Annotated in this window: 14 protein-coding genes; 9 read left to right on the forward strand and 5 right to left on the reverse strand. The window is 66.4% G+C overall.

Annotated elements, in window-relative coordinates:
* Positions 1–40 precede the first annotated feature (40 nt).
* On the forward strand, positions 41–1072 hold the full coding sequence (locus QO033_RS02640; RefSeq protein WP_284479380.1) for an LLM class flavin-dependent oxidoreductase: 1032 nt from the start codon (positions 41–43) through the stop codon (positions 1070–1072).
* A 101-nt stretch (positions 1073–1173) separates the two neighbouring features.
* Here the strand turns inward: QO033_RS02640 and phbB are convergent, their stop codons facing one another.
* The 4 genes from phbB to QO033_RS02660 all read right to left on the reverse strand — a co-directional run bounded on the left by phbB (position 1174) and on the right by QO033_RS02660 (position 6378).
* On the reverse strand, positions 1174–1896 hold the full coding sequence (gene phbB, locus QO033_RS02645; protein WP_284479381.1) for an acetoacetyl-CoA reductase: 723 nt from the start codon (positions 1894–1896) through the stop codon (positions 1174–1176).
* Between the two features lie 33 nt (positions 1897–1929).
* Positions 1930–2703, reverse strand: a complete 774-nt coding sequence (gene fabI, locus QO033_RS02650; RefSeq protein WP_284479382.1) for an enoyl-ACP reductase FabI — start codon at positions 2701–2703, stop codon at positions 1930–1932.
* A 66-nt stretch (positions 2704–2769) separates the two neighbouring features.
* Positions 2770–4176: a bifunctional enoyl-CoA hydratase/phosphate acetyltransferase gene (locus tag QO033_RS02655; RefSeq protein WP_284479383.1), complete on the reverse strand. Its 1407-nt coding sequence runs from the start codon at positions 4174–4176 to the stop codon at positions 2770–2772.
* 345 nt (positions 4177–4521) lie between these two features.
* Entirely contained in the window at positions 4522–6378 is a 1857-nt protein-coding gene (locus QO033_RS02660; RefSeq protein ID WP_284479384.1) for a sigma 54-interacting transcriptional regulator, read from the reverse strand.
* A gap of 204 nt (positions 6379–6582) precedes the next feature.
* On the opposite strand from QO033_RS02660, the gene QO033_RS02665 reads away from it, so the two are divergent.
* The 5 genes from QO033_RS02665 to cynS are packed head-to-tail and all read left to right on the forward strand — an operon-like array spanning position 6583 to position 10708.
* Positions 6583–7977 (forward strand): CmpA/NrtA family ABC transporter substrate-binding protein, encoded by a 1395-nt coding sequence (locus QO033_RS02665; protein WP_284479385.1) that lies wholly within the window; start codon positions 6583–6585, stop codon positions 7975–7977.
* Between the two features lie 3 nt (positions 7978–7980).
* The gene (gene ntrB, locus QO033_RS02670; RefSeq protein ID WP_284479386.1) at positions 7981–8814 is read left to right on the forward strand and encodes a nitrate ABC transporter permease; all 834 of its coding nucleotides are present in this window, start codon (positions 7981–7983) and stop codon (positions 8812–8814) included.
* Between the two features lie 10 nt (positions 8815–8824).
* On the forward strand, positions 8825–9742 hold the full coding sequence (locus QO033_RS02675) for an ABC transporter ATP-binding protein (RefSeq protein ID WP_284479387.1): 918 nt from the start codon (positions 8825–8827) through the stop codon (positions 9740–9742).
* Entirely contained in the window at positions 9739–10215 is a 477-nt protein-coding gene (locus QO033_RS02680) for a nuclear transport factor 2 family protein (protein WP_284479388.1), read from the forward strand. The genes QO033_RS02675 and QO033_RS02680 overlap by 4 nt, the downstream gene beginning before the upstream one ends.
* A gap of 49 nt (positions 10216–10264) precedes the next feature.
* A complete protein-coding gene (cynS, locus tag QO033_RS02685) occupies positions 10265–10708 on the forward strand; it encodes a cyanase (protein ID WP_284479389.1) in 444 nt (147 codons plus the stop codon).
* A 95-nt stretch (positions 10709–10803) separates the two neighbouring features.
* Here the strand turns inward: cynS and QO033_RS02690 are convergent, their stop codons facing one another.
* Positions 10804–13113 (reverse strand): DEAD/DEAH box helicase, encoded by a 2310-nt coding sequence (locus QO033_RS02690; protein ID WP_284479390.1) that lies wholly within the window; start codon positions 13111–13113, stop codon positions 10804–10806.
* 194 nt (positions 13114–13307) lie between these two features.
* Between QO033_RS02690 and QO033_RS02695 the strand changes: the two genes are divergently transcribed.
* From QO033_RS02695 to QO033_RS02705, 3 genes are read left to right on the forward strand one after another with little or no spacing between them, the layout of a single operon-like run.
* Complete coding sequence (locus QO033_RS02695) at positions 13308–13958, forward strand: paraquat-inducible protein A (RefSeq protein ID WP_284479391.1); 651 nt, start codon at positions 13308–13310, stop codon at positions 13956–13958.
* A complete protein-coding gene (locus tag QO033_RS02700; protein WP_284479392.1) occupies positions 13925–14548 on the forward strand; it encodes a paraquat-inducible protein A in 624 nt (207 codons plus the stop codon). Before QO033_RS02695 ends, QO033_RS02700 begins: the two co-directional genes overlap by 34 nt.
* 1 nt (position 14549) lies before the next feature.
* Positions 14550–16706 carry an MlaD family protein gene (locus tag QO033_RS02705; RefSeq protein ID WP_321170040.1) on the forward strand — a complete coding sequence of 719 codons (2157 nt, stop codon included), beginning with the start codon at positions 14550–14552 and terminating at the stop codon, positions 16704–16706.

Raw genomic sequence — 16706 nt, forward strand, 5'->3', positions numbered from 1 at the left:
TCGTCGGTCTTCGAACAACCTCAGACTACGAAGAAGCGCGATGGCCGCCAGCCCGGCCGCGCGCTGCGCTACGCCAAGGGCTTCGCGCGCGGCCTCTTACACCACCCCACGGGGCACTACCCTGGACGAGGCCGGCATCGACTTCATGCTGCCGATCGCCCGCTGGATCGGCTATGGCGGCGAAACCGATTTTCACGGCGGCGTTCTGGAGACGATGACCTGGGCCGCCGGCCTGCTGGCCTCGACCAAGGACATCAGCGTCTTCGCCACCATCCACACCGCCGCCAACAACCCGGTGGTGATCGCCAAGCAGATCGCCACCATCGACCAGATCAGCCGCGGCCGCGCCGGTCTGAACATCGTGGCGGGCTGGAACAAGCCGGAATACGAGGCGCTGGGACTGACCCTGCCCGACGATCATGAAACCCGCTATGGCTATGCTCAGGAATGGTTCGACGTGATCCGCAAACTGTGGACGGCGGACGAGTATTTCGACTGGGAAGGCACCTATTTCAAGCTGAAGCACGTGATGGGCGATCCCAAGCCGATCAACGGCAGCGTGCCGATCCTGAATGCCGCGGGCTCGCCGCAGGGGCGCGAGTTCGCCACCGACAACGCCGATTTCCTGTTCACCCCGGCGATCGATCTCAGCCGCTCCAAGGACGAGATCCAGGAGCTCAAGGAACAGGCCGCCGGCAAGGGCCGCGATGTCGGCGTGCTGACCTTCAGCCACGTCATCTGCCGCGAAACCGAAGCAGAGGCCCGCGCCTTCCAGAAATACATCACCGACGACAACGCCGACTGGGAAGCCGTGGACAATCTGGTGAACCTGCAGTTCGCCCATGCCCACAGCTTCCCGCACGACCTGCTGGCGCAAATCCGCTACCTGATGGCGCAGGGCCATGGTGGTTTTCCGCTGGTGGGTACGCCGCAGCAGGTGGCAGAGGGCATCATCAAGCTGCATGAAACCGGCTTTGCCGGCACCACGCTGTCCTTCGTCAACTATGTCGACGAGTTCCCCTATTTCCGCGACAACGTGCTTCCGATCCTGGCAGAAGCGGGCATCCGCTAAGGCGGCAAGCCTGCTCGGACCGGCCGACGGCAAGGGCCCCGACCGCAGCTGCGGCCGGGGCCCTTGTTGGTTATCCCGCCCGGTTCGTCCGGGCGCCGGCGTCAGGCCAGATACTGGCCGCCGTTGGCGGTCACGGTCGAACCGGTGATGAAGCCCGCGTCGTCAGAGGCGAGGAAGACCACGCAACGCGCGATATCCTCGGGCGCGCCCAGATGGCCCACCGGGATCTGCGCGGTGATTGCATCGCGGATCTTCTGATCCACCGCCATGACCATATCGGTGGCGATATAGCCCGGGCAGATGGCGTTGATGGTGATGCCGGCGCGCGCGCCTTCCTGCGCCAGCGCCTTGACGAAGCCGATGTCGCCGGCCTTGGCGGCGGAATAGTTTGCCTGCCCCGCCTGACCCTTCTGCCCGTTGATCGACGAGATGCAGACCACGCGGCCGAACTTGCGTTCCCGCATGCCGGTCCAGACGTTGTGGGTCATGTTGAAGGCGCCGGAGAGGTTGGTGTCGATCACCTCGCGCCACTGTTGCGGCGTCATCTTGTGAAAGAAGGCGTCGCGGGTGATGCCGGCGTTGTTCACCAGCACCGACACCGGCCCCAGCGCCGCTTCGACTTCGGCCACACCCTTGGCGCAGGCGTCGTAATCCGCGACCGACCATTTGAAGGCCGGAATGCCGGTTTCTTCGGTAAAGGCCGCCGCTGCCGCGTCGTTGCCAGCGTAATTCGCTGCCACGCTGTACCCGGCATCCTTCAGCGCGATACTGGTCGCGCGCCCGATGCCCCGTGTACCGCCGGTGACGATTGCAACTTTGGTCATTCTCTTCTCCTGCTAGTAGATGAGGCCCGACCGTCAGGCCATCACGTGAAAACTGTTGTCGGCGTAGATCACCGAACCGCTCATCGGGCCGGCCGCCTCGCTGGCGAGAAAGGCGGCGATCCGGCCCACCTCTTCGATCGACACCAGATGATGCGACGGCGTGCGCTCCCGCACCCGGTCGATCAGCTCGTCGAAATGCGCGATCCCGGAGGCAGCCCGGGTCTTGATCGGCCCGGCGGACAACGCAAAGACGCGGATATCCTCGGCGGCGAGATCGGCGGCGGCATAGCGCACGCTGGCCTCCAGCGCCGCCTTGACCGGCCCCATCAGGTTATAATCCTCGACCACGCGATCCGCCCCGTAATAGCTGACCGTCATCAGCGCGCCCCCCTCGGTCATCAGCGGCCGGGACAGACGCGCCATTCGCAAAAACGAATGGCACGAGATATCCATGGCTACCGAAAAACCCTTGGAAGAGCAATTCACTACACTGGTATGCAAGTCCTCTCGGGGCGCGAATGCGACGGAATGCAGCAGGAAATCGAATTTCCCCCATTGGGCGGAAACCTGCTCGAACACGGCTTCGAGCGCGCCCTCCTCGCGCAGATCCAGCGGCATCAGCATCGGCGCGCCGATCTCATCCGCCACCGGCTGGACATAGGGTTTGGCAATATCGTTGAGGTAGGTCAGCGCCACTTCGGCGCCGGCGGCGCGGAACGCCCGCGCACAGCCGGCGGCGATGCTGTGTTCATTCGCCACCCCGACCACAAGCCCGCGCTTGCCCGTCAGATCGACCAGTTTCTGCATTCCGATGTCCTCCCGTTTCGAGGGTTTGACTTGGTTTGACTTGGGTTCGGCATCGCCCGGACCGGCTCAGAGCCCGGGCATCAGCGGCTTGCGGGCGACGCCCAGCCGGGCCAGCGCCGCCGAGGCGATCTGCACGCTCAGGGAATCGGCGCGGCTGGTCAGCACGATCGGCACCCGCGCCCCCAGCACCAGCCCCGCCGCCGCCGCGTTCCCGAAGTAGATCAGCTGTTTCGCCAGCATGTTGCCGGCCTCCAGATCGGGCACCAGCAGGATGTCGGCATGTCCCGCCACCGGCGAGACGATACCCTTGGTCGCCGCCGCCGCCGCATTGATCGCATTGTCGAAGGCCAGCGGCCCGTCGACCCGGGCGCCGGTGATTTGGCCACGCGCCGCCATTGCGGTCAGCGCCGCTGCATCCAGCGTCGCCGGCATCCGCGGATTGACGGTTTCCACGGCTGCCAGCACCGCCACTTTGGGGTCCTCGACCCCCAGCATCCGCAGCATGTCGATGGCGTTCTGGGCGATATCGCGCTTGTCCTCCAGCGACGGCTGAATGTTCACCGCCGCATCGGTGACCACCACCAGCTTGTCGTAGGTCGGCACGTCCATCACATAGACATGGCTGATCTGCCGCTCCGTCCGCAGCCCCGATCCCGGCGCGGCCACCGCGTTCAGCAGTTCCTCGCTGTGGCCGAAGCCATTGACCAGCATCGACACCCGGCCGCTGGCCGCCAGTTCCACCGCGCGGGCGGCGGCGGCGTGGCTATGCGCCACCGGTTCGATCTCCAGCCCGTCGAGCGACAGCCCCTCGGCCTCGGCGACGGCACGGATCTTGTCTTCCGGGCCGATCAACAGCGGCTCGACCAGGCCCTTGTCCCGCACCTCCAGCGCGGTTTTCAGCGCGACGCCGGAACAGGGATGCACGATACCGGCAGGCACCGGCGGCAGCGCGCAGGCCTCCTCGACATAGGCGGCATAGCGGCCGGGCCGGCGCACCGACACCTCGGGCAGCGGCGACATCGGCCAGTTCACCGGCTGATCCGGTGCCTTGACGGTGGCGATGCCGCTCAGCACCTCCTTGCCGTCCTGATTGGTGCAGATGGTCTCCAGCGTGACGCGCTGATTGTGATCGTGCTTCTCCAGCACCCGCACCGTCGCGGTCACCGTGTCACCCGGGTTCACCGGCCGCAGAAACCGGATTTCCTGCCCCAGATAGATGGTGCCCGGCCCCGGCAACCGGGTGCCCAGCACCGCCGAGACCAGAGCCGCGGTCCACATCCCATGCATAATGACATGACCGAAAATCCCCTGTTCGGCAAAAGCCGGATCCAGATGCGCCGGATTGGCATCGCCTGAGACCGCGGCAAACAGTTTGATATCGTCTTCGCCGACCGAGCGGGTCAGGCTGGCGCTGTCGCCGGAGCGGAGCTGATCGTAAGTGCGATTCGACAGAACCGTGGAGGGATGCGTCATCAAGAACCTCTTTCCCATTTGGCCGGGTCCCTCACGCCCCTCCCCGGCGCGGCACCTCTCAGCGGCATTGCCCCCTGCTTAGAGAGCGCCTGTGACAACCAGTTGAACATCGCCGCGCAACGGCATGGCCCCTCCTTTTCCATGCGCCGGCAGCCATTCAGCCCGCAGTTGAGTCATCCTTTCAGCGCCGCCGCATCCGAAGCAACCACGAAAGAACGAAGGATTTTCTGAGCTTTGCCCGGCGGCCCCGCCGCCCGATTCGCGGGCAGTTCTGCCCGGATCAGCACCGCGGCCAGGGCTGCGAGACCGGCTGAGACGCCAAGAGCGGCGCCCAGGCAGGCGCCTTTACCGCCATTCGTGTTCTTCGATCGCCAGCGCGCTCAGCCGGGAATAAAGCGTTGTCGGCCGCACCCCCAGCAGCGCCGCCGCGCCGTTGGCACCGGCGACCCGACCGCCGGTTTCGCGCATGCTGGCAATGATGTTGTCGCGGATCATCCGCTTCATCTCCGCATCGGTGCGCACCGCCTGACTTTGCGGCGCCGCCCCGGGCTTGGCATTGGCGCTCTCCAGAATCAGCTTGCGGCCCTTCGACACGATAGCGGCGCGTTCGATCACATTGTGCAGCTCGCGCACGTTGCCGGGCCAGTCGTAATCCTTCATCCGGCGGATGGTGCCCTCGGTGATCACCGGCACCGGCCGGTTCAGCCGGGCGCAGGCGATTTTCAGCAGATGCGCCGCCAGCAGCGGCACGTCCTCCACCCGGTCGCGCAGCGGAGGGCAGGCGATCGGAAACAGATTGAGAAACAGCAGCAGATCCTCGCGCAGCCGGCCGCTCTTCAGCGCCTTGTCCGGCGGCGGTGCCATCGAGGCGATAACCCGGATATCCAGCCGTTTGGCGCGGGTATCGCCCAGCCGGGTGACCTCTGCCGCCTGCAACGCGTGCAGCAGCCGGCCCTGGATGTCGATGGGCAGTTCCACCACATCCTCCAGAAACAGGGTGCCGCCATGGGCCAGTTCCAGCTTGCCCGGCTTGTCGCGCACCGCACCGGGATAGGCACCGCGGATCTGACCAAACAGCTCGGCCTCCACCGCCTCCGGCGCGACCGAGTTGCACTTGAAATGGATCAGCGGCCGGCGCGACCGGCTGCTGGCCTTGTGGATCGCCGAGGCCACCAGCGCCTTGCCCGATCCGGTCTCTCCGGTGATCAGCACCGTCGCCTCGGTGCGGGCCACCAGGTCGATCTGGGTCTGGATCCGGTGAATGGCCGGCGACACGCCGATGATATCGTGATGCGCCCGTTCCGAGCTGATCGCCTCCTGCAGATAGGCGTTTTCCTGTTCCAGCCGGTCGCGCAGCGCCGCCACCTCCTCCAGCGCGTCATGCAGGCGGCGTTCGTTCTCCTTCCGCTCGGTGATATCGCGGAAGATCACCACCGCCCCGGCCAGCACCTGCTGGTCGTAGATCGGGGTCGAGACATATTCCACCCGGATCGGCTTGCCATCCTTGCGCCAGAACACCTCATCCTCGATCCGGTGCACCTGTTCGAACCGGAACGAGCGGTAGATCGGACAATCCTGCGACCGGTAGATACAGCCATCCAGATGATGATGATGGATCATCGCGTGCATGTCGCAGCCCAGCAGATCCTCCGCTGTCCAGCCCAGCATTTCCTGGGCGGCGCGATTGACGAAGGTCATCTTGCCCTCGGCATTCAGCCCGTAGATCCCTTCGCCGGCGGCATTCAGGATCAGCTGGTTCTGCCGCTCCAGATCGGCAAAGAACCGTTCGGCACGCTTCCATTCGGTCACCCCGGCGCGATGCAGCTCTTCCTCCTCAGTGATCTGGGTGCGGCGGTGCAGCTCTCCCAGATCGAGCAGCATCAGCAGCATATGCCCCGGCGCACCATGGATCAGCCGGCCGCGCAATTCGCAGTTCAGCGCCTGCCCCTGGCTGTCTCGGATCGCCACGCTGCGGGTCCAGCCCTCGCCACGGTGATCGACCTCGTCGACGAAGACGATGAAGTCCGCCAGCGCCGCGCCCAGCAGCTGTGAAAAGGCCGGCGGATCGGAGGGCGTCACCGCCAGCCAGTCTGCTGCCCTCTGATTGAGGCAGGCGATCCGGTCCGACGACAGATCCAGCACCAGCGCCGCTTCCGGCAGCGCATGCAGAAGAGAATCGAAAATTGCCGGGTGGTCGAGCATGGCCGCAGGCTATCGCTGCGCCGCCGCATGAAAAAACGAAAATTCGTAATTTACGATTACTCGTGAAATGAGCTCGCGGAACGTTCCACGCAAGAATTTGATTTATATAAACTTAATTGGATCGCCCATATTTCGGTCGCCCGCTTGTGACCAGCCCCGTCGCCCTTTCATCATGGCAGCAACGACACAGGAAAGGGTACGCATATGACGATCAAGAGCCTGGGAAATCCCTACTCGGCAGAGACCGATTTGCGGCATGGGGCGGACTGCGGCTGTGCCAGTTGCGCCGGAGCCGAAGCGACCGGGGAGTCGGATCGCGCGCCGATGTCTTCGCCGATGTCTTCGGACGACATGCTGGACCGCGCCATCGAAAGCGCCGTGGTGCGCTCCGTCTTCGGCCACAGCGATATCGGCCGGCGGTCCTTCATGGGCATGCTCGGCGGCGGCACCGTGGCGGCGGCGCTGGCCTCGGCGTTTCCGATGGACAAGGCCAAGGCGGCGATCCTCGACACGCTCGGCACCCCGGAAAAGACCGATCTCAGCATCGGTTTCGTGCCGATCACCTGCGCCACACCGATCATCATGGCCCAACCGATGGGATTTTACGAACGCTACGGGCTGAACGCCAAGGTCATCAAGACCGCCGGCTGGGCGGTGGCGCGCGACAAATCCCTGTCGGGCGAATATGACGCCAGCCACATGCTGACACCGATGCCTCTGGCGATGACGCTGGGCGCCGGATCGGTGGCGACGCCCTACATCATGCCGGCGGTGGAGAACATCAACGGCCAGGCCATTGTGCTGTCGAACGAACATCTGGACAAACGCGACCCGAAACAATGGAAGGGCTTCACCTTCGGAGTGCCCTTCGAATATTCGATGCACAACTTCCTGCTGCGCTACTATGTGGCGGAATACGGGCTGGACCCGGATGTCGATATCCAGATCCGCGTGGTGCCGCCGCCCGAGATGGTCGCCAACCTGCGCGCCGGCAACCTCGACGGCTATCTCTCGCCCGACCCGTTCAACCAGCGCGCCGTCTGGGAGGGCATCGGCTTCATCCACACGCTGACCAAGACCATCTGGGAGGGTCACCCCTGCTGCGCCTTCGCCGCGCCGCTCAGCTTCGCGACGGAACTGCCCAACACCTATGGCGCGCTGCTGAAATCCATCGTGGACGCGACGCAATACGCCTCGAACCCCGAGAACCGCAAGGAAATCTCCGCCGCCATCGCCCCGACCAACTATCTCAACCAGCCGGTGCCGGTGATCGAACAGGTGCTGACCGGCACCTATGCCGACGGCCTGGGCGAGGTGCAGAAAGTGCCCGACCGCATCGATTTCGATCCCTTCCCCTGGCATTCGATGGGGGTCTGGATCCTGACCCAGATGAAGCGCTGGGGCTATATCGAGGGCGATGTCGACTATCGCAAGGTGGCGGAAAACGTCTATCTGGCCGCCGACTGCAGGAAGGTGATGAACGATCTCGGCTACGAGGCGCCGGAGATCACCTACAAGTCCCACACCATCATGGGCAAAACCTTCGATCCGGCCGAACCGGAGGCCTATGTGAAGAGCTTCGCGATCGGGAAGGGCTGAGGCATGGGCAAGCTCACGCTCAACCAGCGGGCGGCGCTGCTGTCGCTGGTCCTGCTGGCGGTCGGCCTGCTGATCTGGGAGGCCGCCATACCGGCCCAGAAAGCCGCCGCAGAGCTGACCGAATACGAAAGGCTGACAGGGGGCGGCGCGCCGAAGGCCGGTGTGCCGCCGCCCAGCCAGGTTCTGGTCAAAGCCTGGGAACAGCTGTCGAACCCGTTCTACGATGCCGGCCCCAACGACAAGGGCATCGGCATCCAGATCGGCTATTCGATCTACCGGGTGCTCTCGGGCTATCTGCTGGCGGCGCTGGTGGCGATCCCGCTGGGCTTCCTGATCGGCATGTCGCCGGTGGCCTACCGGGCGCTGAACCCGTTCATCCAGGTGCTGCGGCCGATTTCTCCGCTGGCCTGGATGCCGCTGGCGCTGTTCATCATCCAGGACAGCGAGGCCAGCGCGATCTTCGTCATCTTCATCTGCTCGATCTGGCCGATGCTGATCAACACCGCCTTCGGCGTCGCCGGTGTCCGGCAGGATTGGGTCAACGTCGCCCGCACCCATGAACTGGGGCCGCTGCGCACCGCCTTCACGGTGATCCTGCCCGCCGCCGCGCCGACCATCATCACCGGCATGCGGATCTCCATCGGCATCGCCTGGCTGGTGATCGTCGCGGCCGAGATGCTCGTGGGCGGCACCGGCATCGGCTATTACGTCTGGAACGAGTGGAACAACCTCGACCTGACCTCGGTCATCTTCTCGATCCTCATGATCGGCGTCGTCGGCATGCTGCTGGATTCGGCCTTCGCCTGGCTGCAGCGCGCCGTCGCCTATGCGGAATAAGGAGGGTCCCATGACAAAACCATCCCTCAGCGTCGAACGGCTGACCCAGACCTTTCCAGACGGCAAGGGCGGCACCATGACCGTGTTCGAAAACGCCAGCTTCGGCATCGAAAAGGGCGAATTCGTCTGCATCCTCGGTCATTCCGGTTGCGGCAAGTCGACCATCATGAACATTCTCGCCGGCCTGGCAGAGCCCAGCAGCGGCGTCGTCAAGATGGACGGCTACGAGGTCTCGGGCCCCAGCCTGGACCGCGGCGTGGTGTTCCAGAACTATTCGTTGCTGCCCTGGCTGTCGGCCCTGAAGAACGTGATCTTCGGGGTGCGGGCGCGCTATCCCAATCGCTCCCGGGCAGAGATCGAGGCGCAGTCGCTGAAGTATCTGGCGATGGTCGGGCTGGAGGGCGACGTGGTGCACCGCAAGCCCAGCCAGTTGTCGGGCGGCATGCGCCAGCGGGTCTCCATCGCGCGAGCCTTTGCCAATCACCCGAAACTGCTGCTGCTGGACGAACCCTTCGGTGCGCTCGATGCGCTGACCCGGGGCACCATTCAGGACGAGCTGCTGAAGATCTGGGGCGGCACCGAACAGACGGTGTTCATGATCACCCATGACATCGACGAGGCGATCCTGCTGGCCGACCGCATCCTGCTGATGACCAACGGCCCCTTTGCCCGCGTCGCGGAATCGGTCGAGATCACCATTCCCCGGCCGCGCAAGCGAACCGAGATCGTGGAACATCCGAATTACTACGCGATCCGCAATCACCTGGTGCATTTCCTCGGCCAGCGATCGCGGGAACTGGCCGGGCGGGCCTCGGACGGGGCGGATCAGCGGCCGGAAACCGTGCGCATCGATCTGACCGAAACCGGCACGCCCGATGCGCCGGCGGATGGCCCTGCGGCCCCGCATCTGCGGGCAGTGACCCCATGACCACGCAGCCCCAACGGCCATCGTTGCCGCCCTTCTCCGCCGCCGAGGCCGTGACCAAGGCCCGGATGGCGGAAGACGCCTGGAACAGCCGCGATCCCGCCCGGGTGGCGCTGGCCTATACGCCGGACACCCGCTGGCGCAACCGGTCGGAGTTCATCGCCGGACGGGCCGAGGTCGAGGCCTTCCTGACCCGCAAATGGCAGCGAGAGCTGGATTATAGGCTGATCAAGGAGGTCTGGGCCCATGCCGGCAACCGCATCGCGGTGCGATTCGCCTACGAATGGCACGACGCTCGGGGCCGCTGGACCCGCTCCTACGGCAACGAGAACTGGGAGTTCGACGAAAACGGGCTGATGGCGGTGCGCCATGCCTCGATCAACGATCTGCCGATTGCGGACACCGACCGCAAGTTTCACTGGGACGGTCCGCGCCGCCCCGACGATCACCCGGGCCTGAGCGATCTGGGCCTGTGATCCCCCTTCGAAATCCCCACCAAGCAAAGACATACTGGAGGTTCCCAAGATGATGACCAAAGAGGACGTGACGGCGATGATCCTGTCGGCCAAGAAACAGGTCGGCCTGACCTGGGAGGAGATCGCGGAAAAGATCGACATGTCCCCGGTCTGGACCCATTCGGCCTGCATGGGCATGAACGCCTTTCCCGCCGAGAAAGCCACGCTTCTGACCGCGGTGCTGTCGCTGCCGCAGGAGGCGGCGGAGGTGCTGCAGGAAAGCCCGACCAAGATCTGGTCGCAGACGGTGCCGACCGATCCCTGCATCTATCGCTTCTACGAGGTGGTCGGCGTCTATGGTCCGACGCTCAAGGCGCTGATCCACGAGAAGTTCGGCGACGGCATCATGTCGGCGATCGATTTCGACATGCAGGTGACCCGGGTGCCGCATCCCAAGGGCGACCGGGTCAAGGTCGAGATGTCCGGCAAGTATCTCTCGTACAACAGCTGGTAACCGCGGCGGACGTCGCGATCCGCCCCACCAGGACACCTCGGAGAGCGCCGCCATTGATCAGGGGCGGCGCTCTGCCTCAGGGCCCGATAGCGGCCTCAGGGCTTCTTGCGGCGGGGCGGCTCGCTGCCGCCGACGCGCGGCCCGGCGGGCTTGCGCGGTGCGCTGGGGGTCTTGCCCGGCGGGGTGAAGCGTTTCGAGCTGTCGCGCGCATCGGCGAAGCCGGCCTTCGGTTTGCCCGCCGGCTTGCCAGAGGGTTTGCCGCCGGGTTTGCCAGAGGGCTTGCCCGGGCCCTTGCCGGCAAATGTCCCCGACGGTTTGCCAGCCGGTTTCCCGGCCGGTTTGCCACCGGGCTTGCCGAAGGGCTTGGCCGCGGAAAACCCACCCGGCTTGCCAGCAGGCTTCGCGCCGGGCTTCCCGGCTGGCTTGTCCCCCGGCTTGCGCCCGTATTTGGCCGGCGCCCGCGCAGCGTCGGAGGCGCCATGGTCACGCGGCCCCCGGTCTCGGGGGCTTTTCTCATAAGGGGACCTGTCACGAGGGCCATTGTCACGAGGTCCATTGTCACGGGGGGCCTTGTCCCAGCCCCTGCTGTCACGGCTCCCCTTGTCGCGGCTCTCCTTGTCGCGGGGCCCCTTGTCCCAGCTGCCCCTGTCCTGCGCCGCCGCCGAAGGGCGCGGCCTGCGCTCGGGCGCGGCCTCGGACCGCTCCTCCGCGCGTTCGTGCCGCCGGGGCTTGTAGGGGGGCTTTTGCGGCGCGGGCCGGTCATCGCGCCCGCGCGGCCGGTCGCCTTCGCGCCGGCGCGGCTGCGGTCTGGGGCCGCTGTCGCGCTGCAGTGCCGGCGCCTCGTCCAGCAGCCGCACCGCGATGCCGTCCTCCAGAACGCCATCCTCGCCCAGCACCGCCATGAAACCCTCGATGCTGGGCTCGGCGATCTCGACGAAGCTTTCGGTGTCCTGCACCCGGATGGCGCCGATGGCGGATTTGTCCAGCTGTCCGGCCCGGCACAGCAGCGGCAGCAGCCATCGGGCGCTCGCCGTCTTGTCATGGCCGACCGACAGCGCCACCCAGCGGCTCGGGCCGAAGTCCTTGTGCTCCCGCGCGGCCGGGGCGGCATCGGGGGCACGCAGCTCTTCCGGCGCGGCCCGGCGGCCCTGATAAAGCCGCAGATAGGCCGCCGCGATCACCTCCGGGCTGTATTGCGCCAGCAGCTTTTCGGCAAAGGCGGACTGTTCCTCGCTCAGCGGTTCGGCCCAGGCGGGATCGGTCAGCAGCCGCTCCTCGTCCTTCTGCAGGATATCCTCGGCCGAGGGCGCCACGGTCCATTCCGCCGAAAGCTTCGCCCATTTCAGCAGCCGCTCCGCCCGCTTGACCGATTTCGGCGGCACGATCAGCGCCGAGATCCCCTTGCGCCCGGCCCGCCCGGTCCGGCCGGAGCGGTGCAGCAGCGTTTCGGTATTGGTCGGCAGATCGGCATGGATCACCAGCGTCAGGTTCGGCAGGTCGATGCCGCGCGCCGCCACATCCGTGGCGACACAAACCCGCGCCCGACCGTCCCGCATCGCCTGCAACGCGTGCGAGCGTTCGGTCTGGCTCAGCTCTCCCGACAGGATGACGGTGGCAAGCCCCCGGTTGCTGAGCCGCGCCGCCAGATGGTTCACCGTCGCCCGGGTATTGGCGAAGACGATGGCGCTCTGGTCCTCGTGGAACCGCAGCAGGTTGAAGATGGCGTGATCGCTGTCAGAGGCCGCGACCCGGATCGCCTGATAGGCGATATCGGCATGCTGCCGGCTGGTGTCGATGGTGCTGATCCGGCGGGCGTCGCGCTGATATTGCTCCGCCAGCTTGGCGATCATCGGCGGCACCGTAGCCGAGAACAGCAGCGTGCGCCGGTCCTCCGGGGCCTCGCCCAGCATGAATTCCAGATCCTCGCGAAAGCCGAGGTCCAGCATCTCGTCGGCCTCGTCCAGCACGATGGCACGCAGCCCGCTCAGGTCCAGGGATTCGCGTTCGATATGGTCGCGCAGCCGGCCCGGGGTGCCGACGACGATATGGGCACCGCGGTCCAGCGCCCGGCGTTCCTGCCGCATGTCCATGCCGCCGACGCAGGAGGCCACCACCGCGCCGGTCTTTTCATAAAGCCAGGACAGCTCGCGCTTGACCTGGAACGCCAGCTCGCGGGTCGGTGCCACCACCAGCGCCATCGGCGTCGCCGCCGGGCCGAACTGCGGCTCCGCCCCCAGAAGCGTCGGCGCGATCGCCAGCCCGAAGGCCACGGTCTTGCCCGAACCGGTCTGCGCCGAAACCAGCAGATCGGAGGCTTCGACATCCGGCGCGATCACCGCCTCCTGCACCGGTGTCAGCTTATCGAATCCGCGCTCGGCCAGCGCCTCGGACAGGGGGGTGATCATATTCAGAAAATCCATGCGACAGCGCGCGGCAGGCGCCGTAAGTGAACGTCGGAACGACGGAAGATCACCGCTCCTATCGGAACTCGGCGCAGAAGTACATGGGCAAACGCGAATCCGCCAGCTTCCGCCGACGCCGCCACGGCAGCCCCCCGCGATGGCTTTTCACCCCGGCGGCGGTGCAGTAGCTTGGCACCATGGTCGCCGCGTCCCCCTCCCCTGCCGTTGCCCCAGATGCGGACGATCTGCTCGCCTGCCCGACCTGCGACGCGTTGCTGAAAGCCCCCGCCGTCGCGGTGGGCGAAACCGCGCGCTGCCCGCGCTGCAACACGGTGATCGAGGCGCCGCGGACCCAGGCGATGACCCGGATCATCATGCTGGCGCTGTCGGCGCTGATCCTGATGGTGGCGGCGATCTTCTTTCCCTTTCTGGAGCTCGAGGCCGCCGGGATGATCCGCCGCTCCTCGCTCCTGGACACGGTGATGGCCTTCTCCGGCGGGCTCACGGAACCGCTGACCATCGCCATGGCGGCGCTGATCGTGGTGCTGCCGACGATCCGCTTTCTCGGGCTTCTCTATGTGCTGGGGCCGATGGCCTTCGGCTGGCATCCCGCCCGCCATGCCGCCCCGGTGTTCCGCCTGGTCGAGATGCTGCGGCCCTGGGCCATGGCCGAGGTCTTCGTCGTCGGCGTCGCGGTGGCGCTGGTCAAAGTGGCGGGACTGGCGCATATCTCGCTCGGCCCGGCGTTCTGGGCCTTTGTGGCGCTGGTCATCGTGACCGTGCTGAAGGACAATTTCATGAGCAGAGTGACGGTTTGGAAAACCCTGGACGCCCGCCGCAGATCGTGACCGCGCATCAGGCCGGGCTGATCGGCTGCACCCAATGCGGCCGGGTCCACCGGCCCGGCCCCGGCCGATGCGACCGCTGCGGCGCGCCGCTGGTCCCGCGCGACACCGCCAGCCTGCAACGGGTCTGGGCCTGGCTGATCGCCGGGCTGGTGGTCTATGTGCCGGCCAACCTCTATCCGATGCTGCGCACCACCCAGCTGGGCCGCGAATACGACAACACCATCTTCGGCGGGGTGATCGAGCTGATGCATCACGGCGATATCGGCGTGGCGCTGATCGTCTTCGGCGCCTCTCTCGTCATTCCGGTGTCGAAATTCATCGCCATCGCCTATCTCGCGCTCAGCATCTCGCGGCGGGTGCGGCTGTCGGCACACCGCCGTCACCTGCTGTTCGAGGTGGTGGAATTCATCGGCCGCTGGTCGATGATCGACGTCTTCGTGGTGGCGATCCTGTCGTCACTGGTGCAGCTCGATTTCGCGGCGACGATCCGACCCGGCATCGCCGCGGTCAGCTTTGCGCTCTCCGTCGCCTTTACAATGCTGGCCGCGCTGAGTTTCGATCCCCGCCTGATCTGGGAGGATGCAGACTGACATGACCGACCCGACCCAAGACCAGGACAGCGCCGCCATGGAGAGCCGCAAGATGGACACCCCCACCGCCGCCGAACCGATCGTCGAGGCGCGGCAGACCTCGTTCTGGCGCAACCTGTCGCTGGTCTGGCTGGTGCCGGTGGTGGCGCTGGCGGTGACCCTGTTCATCGCCTGGCAAAGCTGGGCCGAGCGCGGCACCCGCATCGAGATTCATTTCGAGAATGCCGCCGGCGTCACCGCCGACGAGACCCTGATCCGCTATCGCGACGTGAATATCGGCGTGGTTGAGGATGTCGCCTTCGCCGAGGATCTGACCGAGGTCATCGTCCACGCCCGCATCGACCGGGCGGTCGCCGCCAAGCTGCCGGAAAATGCCGAATTCTGGGTGGTCCGCCCCGAGGTCTCGGCCAGCGGTATCTCCGGGCTCTCCACGGTTCTGTCGGGTGTCTATATCCAGGCCGCTTTCGAGCCGGCCACCGGCCGCGCCGCCACCAGCTTCAAGGGGCTAAAGGAAACCCCGCTGGTGATGCCCGGCATGAAGGGCACCCGCGTCACCCTGCGCACCGAGGACGGCAGCAAGCTGACCGCCGGCGCGCCGATCTATTTCCAGGGCATCGAGGTCGGCAAGATCGAGGCACCGCAACTGGCCGAGGATGGCAATGCGGTCACCGCCCGCGCCTTTATCGCCGCGCCGCACGACCGGCGCCTGACCACCGCCACCCGGTTCTGGCAGACCTCCGGATTCTCGGTGAACTTCGGGCCGCAGGGGCTCAACCTCTCGGTCGGGTCGGTCGCCGGCATCCTGCGCGGCGGGCTGTCCTTCGACACGGTCTATTCCGGCGGCGCCCCGATCGAGGCCGGCCATGTCTTCGACCTCTATGAGAGCGAAGAGGACGCCCGGTCGTCCGCCTTCAACAAGGCGGTGGAAAACCCGATCGAACTGGCGGTGGAATTCCAGCAGTCGGTCGCCGGGCTCGCTGTCGGGTCAGAGGTGATCTACAAGGGGCTGACCATCGGCAAGGTCACCACGCTCGGCGCCTTCGTCGAACGCAACGAAAGCGGTCAGGACGTGATCCTGCGGGCGACGCTGTCGATCGATCCGGGCCGGCTCGGGCTCGATCCCGGGACGTCGGAAGCCCAGACCATCGCCTTTTTCGCCGAGGAGATCGACAACGGGCTGAGGGCCCGGCTGGTGTCGAAAAGCATCTTCTCGCGCACCCTGTCGGTCGAGCTGGCAGAACTGCCCGACGCGCCGCCGGCGCAGCTGACCACCAACGGCACCGGCGCCCCCCGAATCCCCTCGGTCACCTCCGACCTGCCGGATGCCGCCGCCACCGCGCAGGGGGTGCTGAACCGGATCGATGCCCTCCCGGTCGAGGAGCTGATGCAGCAGGCCATTGCCACGCTGGCCTCGGTCGAGAGCCTGGCGGGCGACGAGAATCTGCGCGCGGCGCCGGATGCCTTCGTCGGGCTGATGAACGACGCCCGCGATCTGGTCGGTGGTGCCGATGCCCAGGCCCTGCCCGCAGAGCTGCGCGCGGCGCTGGCCGATCTGCGCAAGGTCGCTTCCGACCTGAACACCGCACAGGCGGTGAACCGGCTGGTCACCGCGCTCGACGCCGCATCGGAGGCGGCCGACACCGTCACCAGCACCGCCGAGTACTTCGACCAGACCATCACGGGGGTGCCGGGGCTGATCACCGGGCTGGACCAGCTGACCGCCAAGGCCAATTCGCTGGATGTGGAACAGTTCCTGGCTGCCGCCACCGGATTTCTCGACAAGGCCGGGGCGCTGGTCGACCAGGACAGCACCCGCGCCCTGCCCGCCAGCCTGACCGCCGCGCTGGACGAGGCCCGCGCCGCGCTGGACGATCTGCGCGCCGGCGGCGCGGTCGACAACCTCAACGCCACGCTGGGCTCCGCCCGCGAGGCCGCCGGCGCGGTCGAGACCGCCGTCTCCGGGCTGCCGGATCTGACCGCGCGGATCGACGCGCTGATCGCCGAGGCCCAGAGACTTCTGGCGGGCTATGGCCAGAACTCCCGCTTCAACCGCGACACCCTCGACACCCTGCGGGAGCTGCGCACCACCGCGCAGGCGTTGACCAGCCTGGCCCGCAAGCTTGAACGCAATCCCAATTCCATTCTGTTCGGACGCTGA

The sequence above is a fragment of the Pseudodonghicola flavimaris genome (genome assembly GCF_030164425.1).
Taxonomy (GTDB): domain Bacteria; phylum Pseudomonadota; class Alphaproteobacteria; order Rhodobacterales; family Rhodobacteraceae; genus Pseudodonghicola; species Pseudodonghicola flavimaris.

Coding starts and splice junctions, on each gene's coding strand:
- ntrB (WP_284479386.1), top strand. CDS start 7,981: ATGGGCAAGCTCACGCTCAACCAGCGGGCGGCGCTGCTGTCGCTGGTC.
- QO033_RS02660 (WP_284479384.1), bottom strand. CDS start 6,378: ATGCTCGACCACCCGGCAATTTTCGATTCTCTTCTGCATGCGCTGCCG.
- QO033_RS02690 (WP_284479390.1), bottom strand. CDS start 13,113: ATGATCACCCCCCTGTCCGAGGCGCTGGCCGAGCGCGGATTCGATAAG.
- QO033_RS02640 (WP_284479380.1), top strand. CDS start 41: ATGGCCGCCAGCCCGGCCGCGCGCTGCGCTACGCCAAGGGCTTCGCGC.
- QO033_RS02665 (WP_284479385.1), top strand. CDS start 6,583: ATGACGATCAAGAGCCTGGGAAATCCCTACTCGGCAGAGACCGATTTG.
- QO033_RS02675 (WP_284479387.1), top strand. CDS start 8,825: ATGACAAAACCATCCCTCAGCGTCGAACGGCTGACCCAGACCTTTCCA.
- QO033_RS02705 (WP_321170040.1), top strand. CDS start 14,550: ATGACCGACCCGACCCAAGACCAGGACAGCGCCGCCATGGAGAGCCGC.
- QO033_RS02695 (WP_284479391.1), top strand. CDS start 13,308: ATGGTCGCCGCGTCCCCCTCCCCTGCCGTTGCCCCAGATGCGGACGAT.
- QO033_RS02680 (WP_284479388.1), top strand. CDS start 9,739: ATGACCACGCAGCCCCAACGGCCATCGTTGCCGCCCTTCTCCGCCGCC.
- QO033_RS02655 (WP_284479383.1), bottom strand. CDS start 4,176: ATGACGCATCCCTCCACGGTTCTGTCGAATCGCACTTACGATCAGCTC.
- phbB (WP_284479381.1), bottom strand. CDS start 1,896: ATGACCAAAGTTGCAATCGTCACCGGCGGTACACGGGGCATCGGGCGC.
- cynS (WP_284479389.1), top strand. CDS start 10,265: ATGATGACCAAAGAGGACGTGACGGCGATGATCCTGTCGGCCAAGAAA.
- fabI (WP_284479382.1), bottom strand. CDS start 2,703: ATGCAGAAACTGGTCGATCTGACGGGCAAGCGCGGGCTTGTGGTCGGG.